Origin of the sequence: Streptomyces wedmorensis (genome assembly GCF_000716445.1) — a bacterium.
Classification (GTDB): domain Bacteria; phylum Actinomycetota; class Actinomycetes; order Streptomycetales; family Streptomycetaceae; genus Streptomyces; species Streptomyces wedmorensis.
Genome location: NZ_JNWK01000041.1, coordinates 1 through 10,605, shown reverse-complemented (window position 1 = coordinate 10,605; position 10,605 = coordinate 1). Strand labels below are relative to the sequence as shown.

Genomic DNA, 10,605 nt, shown 5'->3' with positions numbered 1-10,605 from the left:
TCAGCCGCGTCACGCGCACACCCCAGCACGTGCGCCCGACACACGCCGACCCCGCGTACAGCCAGGGAGCCACCCCATGACATCAGCCCAGACCGATCCGCTCTGGCAGCCGGACGACGAACGCATCGCCTCGGCTGCCGTCACCCGCTTCCAGTCCTGGGCGGCCGAACACCACGGCGCACCCGCCGAGGGCGGTTACCCGGCGCTCCACCGCTGGTCCGTCGAGGAGCTCGAGGCGTTCTGGCAGGCGGTCGTCGAATGGTTCGACATCCGCTTCGACACCCCCTACGAGCGGGTCCTCGGCGACCGGTCGATGCCCGGCGCCGACTGGTTCCCCGGAGCCACCCTCAACTACGCCGAGCACGCCCTGCGCGCCGCGGACGAGCGCCCCCACGACACGGCCCTGCTCCACGTGGACGAGACACACGACCCCACGCCGACCACCTGGGCCGAGCTCCGCCGCCAGGTCGGCTCCCTCGCCGCCGAACTGCGCGCCCTGGGCGTACGCCCCGGCGACCGCGTCAGCGGCTACCTGCCCAACGTCCCGCAGTCCGTCGTGGCCCTGCTCGCCACCGCCGCCGTCGGCGCCGTGTGGACCTCCTGCGCCCCCGACTTCGGCGCCCGCAGCGTCCTCGACCGTTTCCAGCAGGTCGAGCCGGTCGTCCTCTTCACCGTCGACGGCTACCGTTACGGCGGCAAGGAACACGACCGTCGCGACACCGTCGCCGAGCTGAGGGCCGAGCTCCCCAGCCTCAGGGCCGTCGTCCACATCCCGCTCCTGGGCACTCCGGCCCCCGAGGGCACCCTCGCCTGGGACGACCTCGTCTCCGGCGACGTCGAGCCGGTCTACGAGCAGGTGCCGTTCGCGCACCCGCTGTGGGTCCTGTACTCCTCCGGCACGACCGGCCTGCCGAAGGCGATCGTCCAGTCCCAGGGCGGCATCCTCGTCGAGCACGTCAAGCAGCTGGGCCTGCACTGCGACCTCGGCCCCGAGGACGTGTTCTTCTGGTACACCTCCACCGGCTGGATGATGTGGAACTTCCTCGTCTCCGGCCTCCTCACCGGGACGACCGTCGTCCTGTACGACGGAAGCCCGGGCTACCCCGACACCGCCGCCCAGTGGCGCGTCGCCGAGCGCACCCGCGCCACCCTCTACGGCACGTCCGCCGCGTACGTGATGGCCTGCGCCAAGGCGGACGTCCACCCGGGCCGCGACTTCGACCTCTCGGCCGTGAAGTGCGTCGCCACCACCGGCTCGCCGCTGCCCCCCGACGGCTTCCGCTGGCTCCACGACGAGGTCCGCGACAACCTCTGGATCGCCTCCGTCAGCGGAGGCACGGACGTCTGCTCCTGCTTCGCCGGCGCCGTCCCCACCCTCCCGGTCCACATCGGCGAACTCCAGGCCGCCGGCCTCGGCACCGACCTGCAGTCCTGGGACCCCTCCGGCAAGCCCGTCATCGGCGAGGTCGGCGAACTGGTCGTCACCAACCCCATGCCGTCGATGCCGATCCACTTCTGGAACGACCCCGACGGCAGCCGCTACCGCGACAGTTACTTCGAGATGTTCCCGGGCGTCTGGCGCCACGGCGACTGGATCACGATCACCGACCACGGGTCGGTCGTCATCCACGGCCGCTCCGACTCCACCCTCAACCGGCAGGGCGTCCGCATGGGCAGCGCCGATATCTATGAGGCCGTCGAGCGCCTCCCGGAGATCCGCGAGTCCCTCGTCATCGGCCTCGAGGAGCCGGACGGCGGCTACTGGATGCCGCTCTTCGTGCACCTCGTGGACGGCGCCACCCTCGACGACGAGCTGATCGACCGCATCAAGCGGACGATCCGCACCGAACTCTCCCCGCGCCACGTCCCCGACGAGATCATCGAGGTCCCCGGCGTCCCCCACACCCTCACGGGCAAGCGCATCGAGGTCCCCGTCAAGCGCCTCCTCCAGGGCACCCCCCTGGCCAAGGCCGTCAACGCCGGCTCCGTCGACGACCTCGGACTCCTCCACTTCTACGAGTCCCTGGCGGCCAACCGCCGGGGCTGACACCTCCCGCCACGGCCTGGGGCCCGTCGATCCGACCGGATCGACGGGCCCCACCGCTACGGCCGGTCCTCCCGGGTCAGCCCTCGGGCACCTCTCCCGGTGCCGCGGCGGCCGCCTTGACCAGCACCGCCGAGACGCCGAGGACCGTCCCCGCACGCCCCGCCGACGTGGTCTCCGTCAGCACGGTCCGCTCCCCGAGGAACGCCGACGTCGTCCGGTCGAAGATCCACTGGGTCTGCTCGCCGTGGGCGGTACGGGCCACGGCGACGCCCTCGCGACCGGCCGCGTCCGTCGCCGACGGCAGAACGGTCACCCCGGGGATCCGCGCCGCCGCCTCGTACAGCGCCGCGGTGACCTTCGGCGGAGCCCACGTCTCGGCGAGCAGCGTCCCGATCGCCGTGAACGCCCGCTGATCGGCGTCGCCGCCACCCGCGCGCGTGCCGTCCTCCACCAGACGCAGCAGCACGTCCGGATCCGTGGGCAGCGCCGCCACGTACGCGTGCGTCGGGTTCGTCACTGACGGCGGCGCCGTCGCGACGGTGGTCTTCCGGGGGGCGGCCCCGCGGTGGTCGATCTCGTACACGGGCAGCTCGGCACCCAGCCACGTGTCGGCGACACCGGGCTCGCGGAGCATCCCCGGCCTCCCGCCGTCGACCGGAAGCCACACCTCACGCCGGTGCGCGGGCGGCAGCACCCCGGGACCGCCGTCCGCACCCCGTCCCGCGTACGCGACGAGGCTCCGGACGTAGACGTAACCACCGGCCCCCGCGTCCGGCGCGGGAGCGGCCGCCGCGGCCAGCGCGGCCCCGGACAGCACCCGCACCGCGTCGGGGGAGGCAGACCGACCGACGGCCGCCCGCCCCGGGGACCCGGACGGCGTCTCCTGCGGCGCGGCCACGACGACACCCGCGACGACCGCACACGCGATCACCGGCGCCGCGATCCACCCGATCCGCACCCCCTGCCGCGGACGCGTCACCCGCACCGGGCGCTCCTCCGCGTCCTCCAGCGCGGTCCGCAACACGGCGTACCTGAGGTGCCGATCCCGGTCCTCCGTCAGCTCGGGCACCGGCGGCGCGGGCAGCAGCTCCGCCAGCTCGGAGCGCAGCAGTTCGTCCGCATCGGCCTGCGGCGGGCGTGAGATGGAGGCGGTCATGCCTGGTTCTCCGTGTTCGGTCGAGGCGCGCACGCCGATCGGACGGTCGAGCGTCCGGCACCGGCACCGGACGGGACGAAGGATTCAAGGGAGGAAGACGCGGCCCCGCATCCGCCGCCCGGCTCGGCGTCACGAGCCCCGGAACCCGTCCGGGCCGTCGCGCCGGCGACGGCCGGCCTTCCGGACGAGCGCACCACGACCGCCGGCTTTCCGGACGAGCGCACCACGACGGCCGCGGACCGCTCCCGCCGCCCGCAGTTCCGCTTCGGCGAGCTTCCGGAGCCGCTCACGGGCCCGGGAGAGCCGGGACCGCACGGTCCCGACGGGAACCCCGAGCGCCTCGCCGGCCGCGGCGTAGTCCAGGCCGGCCCACACCACGAGGGTGAAGACCTCGCGCTCCCGCCGCCGGAGCCTGCCGAGCGCGGCTCGCGCGGCCCGCACCTGCTCCCCGTCGGCCATCCGCGCGAGCACGTCGTCGGCGAAGTCCGGCAGAACGCCCCGCTCGGGAAGTCTGGCCAGTGCCGCGTCCCGCCGCCGTGCCTCCCGCGCGGCCCCGCGCATGATGTTGGTGGCGATGCCGAGCAGCCAAGGACGCAGACTTCCGCCGTCGGCGTGCACCCTGCCCCGGCAACGCCAAGCCTCCAGGAACGCGGCGGACACGACGTCCTCCGCCGCCGTCCGGTCCCCGCACACCCGGTAGGCGTAGTGGTACAACACGCGTGCGTGCTCGTCGTACGCCTCTCCCAGCGCCGAGGGGTCCCCGGCACGGAAACGATCTCTCATAGGTGATTCCACATCTGGCACTGACCGCCGGTTCACCCAGGTTCCCGTGACCTGGGCCACACCCCGCCCCGACATGGCCCCGACCACGGAAACGCCCGCACGACCGATCCCGTGGACGTCCGCCCACCGGACCCGGACGCCCCGCTGCCTGAACAGCGCCGGCGCCTACCGGACCCACTGACCCGGCTGACCCGGGCCGAGCCCCGACGAAGACGGACGCTCCAGGGAAGGCCGATGCCTCCCCGGAGCGTCCGTGAGTCAACCGCCGTACGTCGCCTGCGCGTCCCCGAGCACCTCGCCGAAGTCCGCCGCGAGCCGCACCGCGTCCGCCGGTGCGAGCGTCGCCGTCGTGATTCGTACGGCGGGCGGCGCCGAGATCCGGAACCGCGCGCCGGCCGCCACCCACCAGCCCTGTGTACGCAGCCCGTTCACCACCGCCGACTCGTCCCGCACGGGCACCCACACGTTCAGCCCGCTGGCCCCGACGGCACGGATCCCGTACGCGCCGAGGGCGTCGATCAGCGCCGTCCGCCGCTCCGCGTACGCCGCCTCGCCCGCCGCCACGAGCTCACGCACCGCCGGGTCGGTGAACAGGTCGGCCACGGTCTCCTGGAGCACGTGGCTGACCCAGCCGGAGGTCATCAGCATCCGCCCGTCGTGCCGCGCGGTCGTGACCGCGTCGCACGCGACCCCGGCCCACCGCAGGTCGATCCCGAGATGCTTCGAAACGGTCCGCACCTGCGCCCACCGGTCGAGCCCCGCCGCCGCGAGTGTGTACGCCGCGGCCCCGCCGACCTCCGCGTTGTGGTCGTCCTCGACGACGAGGACCTCGGGGAACTCCCGCAGCACCGCCACCAGTTCGTCCCGCCGCGCCCGGGTGAAGAACGCTCCGGTCGGGCACTGGCCCCGCGGACTGCACACCACCGCCCGCACCCCGGCCCGCAGCGCCGTGCGCAGCGCGTCCGGTACGAGTCCCTCTTCGTCCACCGCCACCGGCACGATCCGCAGCCCGAGGGCGGGCACCAGGTCGAGCAGGTGGTGGAAGCCCGGATCCTCCACGGCCACCGCGTCACCTGGCCGCAGCTCCGTGGACAGGAGCCGCGCGATGCAGTCGAGCGCGCCGTGCGCGAACGTCACGTGCTCCGCGGGCACTCCATCGCGCGCGAACCATTCCCTGGTCAGGGCTTCCAGTGCGGGCAGGCGCGGCGCCGCGCGATGGGACCCGTAGACGGGGGTGACGGCCGACGGCGGCCGCAGTACCGGCAGGAAGGCGGGATCCGGGTGGCCGCCGGCCAGGTCCACGAGCCCGTGCGGCACGCGCGGCGGCCGCCGGGACGCCACGGAGGGCACCTCCGCCACCACCGTCCCGCCCCGGCCGCGCGTGACGATCAGCCCCCGTTGGCGCAGCTCCTTGTACGCCGTCGCCACCGTCCCCGGACTCACCCCCAGGCTGTCGGCGAGCCGCCGCACGGGAGGCAGGGCGTCCCCCGGAGCGAGCCCCCCTTCCGCCACGCCCCGTTCGACGGACGCGGCGATCCCCTTGGCTGTCATGCCCTCGATCGCATATTGTGCTGCCACGTAATCAATTATGTATCAATACAAAAGAACGCGCAAGGGGGACCCATGAGCCGAGCCACCCACCCGCCCCGCACACCCTTCAGGGACCGCATCCCCGGCGGCCGCGACGGACGCCGCATGCTCGTCATCGGCTTCATCGACAAGTGCGGCACCGGACTCTGGTCCACGGCCATGGCCCTCTACTTCACCTACGTCACCGGCCTCGGCCTCGCCCAGGTCGGCCTCCTCGTCGCCCTCTCCGGCGCGGCCGGCATCGCCGGCGCACCCCTCGGCGGCCGACTCGCCGACCGCTTCCCCCTCGTCCGCGTCATCATCTGCACCCAGCTGCTGCGCGCCGCGGCCCTCCTCTCCCTCCTCACCACCGACGACTACCTGCTCCTCGTCCTGCTCTCCGCCGTCGGAGCCGTACCCGACCGCGCCGCCAACGTCCTCACCAAGCTGTACGCCGCCCGGATCGCCGGCCCCGACCGCGTCCGCTACCAGGCCATCAACCGCACCACCTCCAACATCGGCTGGACCCTCGGCGGCCTCGGCGCCGCGGCCGCCCTCGCCGTCGGCTCCACCACCGCCTTCCACCTCCTGCTCGTCGCGGACGCCGCCTCCTACCTCGTGATGGCCGTACTCACCCTCCGCTGCGCCGAGCCGCCCTCCCCGGCCCCCTCCCGCGTCGTCGCCGCCTCCACCGACGCACCCCCCGTGGCCAAGCCGTCCAACCCCTGGCGCGACCGCGGCTTCCTCGCCTTCACCGCGGGGGAGTCCGTCTTCTTCCTCCACGACTCGATCCTCCAGGTCGCCCTCCCGCTCTGGATCGTCCACGCCACCGACGCCCCCGTCGGCCTCGCACCCCTCTTGATGGTCCTCAACAGCGCCCTCGTCGTGGCCTTCCAGGTCCCGCTCTCCCGCTTCGGCGGCACCACCGACGCGGCCCGCCGCCTCTTCACCCCCCTCGCGGCCCTCTTCGCCGTCGGCACCCTCGCCATCGCCGTCTCCCCGCTCGGCGGCCCCGCCCTCGCCGTCACGGCCCTCGTCACCGCGGCCGTCGTCCTCACCTTCGCCGAGATGATCCACACCATCGCGTCCTGGGAGATCTCCATCGCCCTCGCACCGGACGACGCCCAAGGCGCCTACCTCGGAGTCCACGGCCTCGCCCAGTCCACCCAGCGTTTCGCCGGCCCGCTCGTCGTCACCGGCCTCGTCTCCGCGGGCCCCCTCGCCTGGCCCTTCCTCGGCGCCGCCCTCGTCGCCACCTGCGCCGCACAGCACCGCCTGGTCGGCCGACGTCTCGCCAGAACGTCACTGTCAGTGTCGAAGGTTACGGTGAGTGAGCACTGATCGAACCGTCACCAGGGGGAGACATGACCCGGACCGGCACCACCACCGCACAGCTCCGCCGCGCCCTGCGCCGCGAGGTCCCCAGCACCGTCGGCCTCCTCGCCGACGAGCACGACTTCACGGCGATGCGCCGGTACCGCACCTTCGCCTTCGACGACCACACCACCTACCTCCGGCAGATCGAGGCCCTCCTCAAGACCCTCGCCGGCCAGGGCGGCCACACCACCGTCACCCTCTTCGACCCGGAGGAGTACGCGGCCTGGTGCACCGAGACAGCCCTCGACCCCGACCACCCCACCAGCCGCAGCCGCTTCACCGCCCACCTCGCCGCGACCGGCGCCCGCGTCACCTATACAGGGCAACCCCTCACCACCCTCCTCCCCGAACTCGTCGACACCGCCGTCCGCCACGCCACCTGGCAGTACGCCACCACCGCCCTCGCCACCACCGGCCCCTGCGCCACCTGCGGCGAGGACATCGGCCGAGCCGCCTTCGAGCGGGCCGGCCGCCTCCTCGCACGACTCCTGGAAGCCGCCGGACCCGGCACCCACCACCTCGTCTGCAGCGTGCCCGCAGGCGACGACCAACTCCTCGCCGTCCTCCACACCGACGGCACCACCCCGCCCGAGGACTCCACCGGCACCGAGTTCACCGCCGTCCTCGCCGCCGGCATCGCCCTCGCCGCGCCCGCGGGACTCGTCCTCCGCACCAGCACCCCCGGGACCCGGGACCGCCTCCACGGCTGGCGCCTCACCGACGGCACCCTCACCCCGCTCACCGAAGCCGAGGTCTTCGCCGCCTACTGCACCGACGCCCGCACCGGCGAACCCCTCTCCCCGGAACCCGGCGTCGACTACCGCGCCGGCTTCCCCCTCACCCCCGACCCCGACGACGGCCACCCCCTCCACCACTGACCCCCGACACGCCGAAGGGGCTCCCCGCCACCCATGTGACGGAAAGCCCCTTCGATCAACGCCGTACGGCCGGGATCACTCCCCGGACAGCACCGCCTGCGCGGCGATCCGCGCGTCGTGCGCCGTGTCCGCCGCGCGCGCCGCGGCCGCGGCCCGCTCGCACTGAGCCAGCGTGTACTTCGCCAGCGTCGCCCGCACGTACGGGATCGACGCCGCGCCCATGGACAGGGAGGTGACCCCCAGACCCGTCAGCACACAGGCGAGCAGCGGATCCGAGGCAGCCTCGCCACAGACACCACAGCTCTTGCCCTCGGCCTTGGCCGCCTCGGCGGACAGCGCCACCAGGTCGAGCAGCGCCGGCTGCCACGGGTCCTGGAGCCGGGACACCGCACCCACCTGACGGTCGGCGGCGAAGGTGTACTGCGCCAGGTCGTTGGTGCCCAGCGACAGGAACTCGACCTCCTGCAGGATCGAACGCGCCCGCAGCGCGGCCGAGGGAATCTCGACCATCGCACCGAACTTCGCCCGCAGCCCCGCCTCACGGCACGCGTCCGCGAACGCCTTCGCGTCCGTACGGTCCGCCACCATCGGCGCCATGACCTCGAGGTACACCGGCAGCCCCTCGACCGCCTTCGCCAGCGCGGTCAGCTGCGTCCGCAGCACCTCCGGATGGTCGAGCAGCGACCGCAGACCCCGCACACCCAGCGCGGGGTTCGGCTCGTCCGCCGGCGTCAGGAAGTCCAGCGGCTTGTCCGCACCCGCGTCGAGCACCCGCACGACCACACGGCCCTCGGGGAACGCCTCGAGCACCTTGCGGTAGGCCTCGATCTGCTTCTCCTCGGACGGCGCCTTCTTGCTGTCGTCCAGGAAGAGGAACTCCGTGCGGAACAGACCGACACCCTCGGCACCGGCCTCCACCGCCGCCGGCACGTCCGCCGGACCGCCGACGTTGGCCAGCAGCGGCACCTTGTGACCGTCCGACGTCGCACCGGGCCCGCTGGACGTCGCCAGCGCGGCCTTCCGCGCCGCGGCGGCCTCCGTCAGCTCGGTCTTCTTCTCCTCGCTCGGGTCCACGAACAGCTCACCCGTGGAACCGTCGACCGCGATGACCGTGCCCTCGGCCAGCTCGCCCGCACCGGGCATCGCCACGATGGCCGGCACACCGAGCGCCCGCGCCAGAATCGCGCTGTGGCTGGTCGGCCCGCCCTCCTCCGTCACGAACCCCAGCACCAGCGTCGGGTCGAGCAGCGCCGTGTCGGCGGGAGCCAGGTCCCGCGCGATCAGCACGTACGGCTCGTCGCTGTCCGGCACACCCGGCATCGGCACGCCCAGCAGCCGTGCGACGATCCGGTTCCGCACGTCGTCCAGGTCGGCGACCCGACCTGCCATGTACTCACCGGCACCCGCCAGCAGCTCCCGGTAGTGCGAGAACGCGTCGTAGATACCTCGCTCGGCCGTGCTGCCGACCGCGATCCGGCGGTCCACGTCGGCGATGAGCTCCGGGTCCTGGGCGATCATCGCCTGGGCCTCCAGCACCGCCTGGGCCTCGCCACCGGCCAGGTTGCCCCGGGCATTGAGGTCCGCGGCCACAGCTTCCACGGCCTGACGGGCGCGCCCCTGTTCGCGCTCCGCCTCCTCGGCCGGAATCTGCTTGGCCGGCGGCTCCAGGACCGCCGTGCCCATGTGCCGGACCTCGCCGATCGCCACACCGTGGCTGACGCCGACGCCTCGCAGCGTTGTCTCCATCTCACCCGTCTCCGATTGAGCGACGGCCCCGGCCGCCGCGTTGAATGTCGAACTCGCGGTCGTCACCAGGACGAACCGGCTAGTTCCAGCCGAAGAGAACGTCGCCGGCCTTCACGTCGCCGTCCTCGACGACATCGGAGAGCGAGTCCGCGGTGGCCTCCAGGGCCACGATGGGACAGATGGGGGACTTGCCGGCGGCCTCGACCTCGGCGGGGTTCCACCGCACGACGGCCTGGCCGCGCTGCACGGTGTCGCCCTTGTTCACGAGGAGCTCGAAGCCCTCGCCGTTGAGCTGAACGGTGTCGATGCCCAGGTGGGTCAGCACACCGTGTCCTTCGTCGTCGACGACGACGAAGGCGTGCGGGTGCATGGAGACGACGACCCCGTCGATGGGGGACACGGCCTCCGAGGGCTCACGTACGGGATCGATGGCGGTACCGGGACCGACCATCGCACCGGAGAAGACCGGGTCGGGAACTGCGGCGAGACCGATGGCGCGTCCAACAAGCGGCGACGTCACGGTTGTCATGGGAAGCCTCCCAGGGGCGGAGATTGTGTGGCGCCGTCACTACCTGTCCTGGACGGCGTACTGTTCTGAAGCGTAAGTCATGAGAAGTCCCAGTTCCGCCCGAGACGTACCAGTTGGGCGGAGCTAGGGAGCACCCACGACGATTTGCCTCGACTGACGGTGGGATGTACTGTCGTACTCCTGCCTGACCCCAACGCGCCTTCGGGTCGCGGGTCGGCAGCACCTATCAAGCCAGATCCTAACCCCAGTGGTCTACACCTCTGCATGCTCGCGGAGGACGTGGTCAGCGGGACCGAGAAAGCCTGGTAATGTTTGACCCCGCCGGGAACGGGAAACGCGAAAGTGAATTCCGCCCCCAGCACCCCGCTCCAGTCGGGTGGCAGAAACGGAAATCGGATCTGCTAAGCTGGAAAAACGAAAGACCGAAGGGAAAGCCCGGAGGAAAGCCCGAGAGGGTGAGTACGAAGGAAGCGTCCGTTCCTTGAGAACTCAACAGCGTGCCAAAAATCAACGCCAGATT

At 72.6% G+C, this 10,605-nt stretch carries 8 protein-coding genes; 3 read left to right on the top strand and 5 right to left on the bottom strand.

What is annotated here, in order from left to right; all coding sequences use genetic code 11:
* The first annotated feature begins 76 nt into the window (after window positions 1-76).
* Window positions 77-2,047 carry an acetoacetate--CoA ligase gene (locus tag OO54_RS28120; RefSeq protein WP_033207824.1) on the top strand — a complete coding sequence of 657 codons (1,971 nt, stop codon included), beginning with the start codon at window positions 77-79 and terminating at the stop codon, window positions 2,045-2,047.
* Between the two features lie 76 nt (window positions 2,048-2,123).
* On the opposite strand, the gene OO54_RS28115 is transcribed toward OO54_RS28120, so the two are convergent.
* The 3 genes from OO54_RS28115 to OO54_RS28105 all read right to left on the bottom strand — a co-directional run bounded on the left by OO54_RS28115 (window position 2,124) and on the right by OO54_RS28105 (window position 5,564).
* Window positions 2,124-3,203, bottom strand: coding sequence for a CU044_5270 family protein (locus tag OO54_RS28115; protein ID WP_033207823.1), 1,080 nt, complete (start codon window positions 3,201-3,203; stop codon window positions 2,124-2,126).
* 129 nt (window positions 3,204-3,332) lie between these two features.
* Window positions 3,333-3,986 (bottom strand): RNA polymerase sigma factor, encoded by a 654-nt coding sequence (locus OO54_RS28110; RefSeq protein ID WP_234439324.1) that lies wholly within the window; start codon window positions 3,984-3,986, stop codon window positions 3,333-3,335.
* A gap of 258 nt (window positions 3,987-4,244) precedes the next feature.
* A complete protein-coding gene (locus OO54_RS28105) occupies window positions 4,245-5,564 on the bottom strand; it encodes an aminotransferase class I/II-fold pyridoxal phosphate-dependent enzyme (RefSeq protein ID WP_033207821.1) in 1,320 nt (439 codons plus the stop codon).
* A 45-nt stretch (window positions 5,565-5,609) separates the two neighbouring features.
* Between OO54_RS28105 and OO54_RS28100 the strand changes: the two genes are divergently transcribed.
* The gene (locus tag OO54_RS28100; protein ID WP_280818542.1) at window positions 5,610-6,896 is read left to right on the top strand and encodes an MFS transporter; all 1,287 of its coding nucleotides are present in this window, start codon (window positions 5,610-5,612) and stop codon (window positions 6,894-6,896) included.
* A gap of 23 nt (window positions 6,897-6,919) precedes the next feature.
* Window positions 6,920-7,810, top strand: a complete 891-nt coding sequence (locus OO54_RS28095; protein ID WP_033207820.1) for a hypothetical protein — start codon at window positions 6,920-6,922, stop codon at window positions 7,808-7,810.
* Window positions 7,811-7,885: 75 nt separating this feature from the next.
* Here the strand turns inward: OO54_RS28095 and ptsP are convergent, their stop codons facing one another.
* Both ptsP and OO54_RS28085 read right to left on the bottom strand, forming a co-directional pair.
* On the bottom strand, window positions 7,886-9,556 hold the full coding sequence (ptsP, locus tag OO54_RS28090) for a phosphoenolpyruvate--protein phosphotransferase (protein ID WP_033207819.1): 1,671 nt from the start codon (window positions 9,554-9,556) through the stop codon (window positions 7,886-7,888).
* 79 nt (window positions 9,557-9,635) lie between these two features.
* On the bottom strand, window positions 9,636-10,085 hold the full coding sequence (locus OO54_RS28085) for a PTS sugar transporter subunit IIA (RefSeq protein WP_033207818.1): 450 nt from the start codon (window positions 10,083-10,085) through the stop codon (window positions 9,636-9,638).
* Between the last annotated feature and the right edge of the window lie 520 nt (window positions 10,086-10,605).

Excerpts from the sequence above, each read along its gene's own strand:
- OO54_RS28120 (WP_033207824.1), top strand. The coding sequence starts at position 77 with ATGACATCAGCCCAGACCGATCCGCTCTGGCAGCCGGACGACGAACGC.
- OO54_RS28115 (WP_033207823.1), bottom strand. The coding sequence starts at position 3,203 with ATGACCGCCTCCATCTCACGCCCGCCGCAGGCCGATGCGGACGAACTG.
- OO54_RS28110 (WP_234439324.1), bottom strand. The coding sequence starts at position 3,986 with ATGAGAGATCGTTTCCGTGCCGGGGACCCCTCGGCGCTGGGAGAGGCG.
- OO54_RS28100 (WP_280818542.1), top strand. The coding sequence starts at position 5,610 with ATGAGCCGAGCCACCCACCCGCCCCGCACACCCTTCAGGGACCGCATC.
- OO54_RS28095 (WP_033207820.1), top strand. The coding sequence starts at position 6,920 with ATGACCCGGACCGGCACCACCACCGCACAGCTCCGCCGCGCCCTGCGC.
- ptsP (WP_033207819.1), bottom strand. The coding sequence starts at position 9,556 with ATGGAGACAACGCTGCGAGGCGTCGGCGTCAGCCACGGTGTGGCGATC.
- OO54_RS28085 (WP_033207818.1), bottom strand. The coding sequence starts at position 10,085 with ATGACAACCGTGACGTCGCCGCTTGTTGGACGCGCCATCGGTCTCGCC.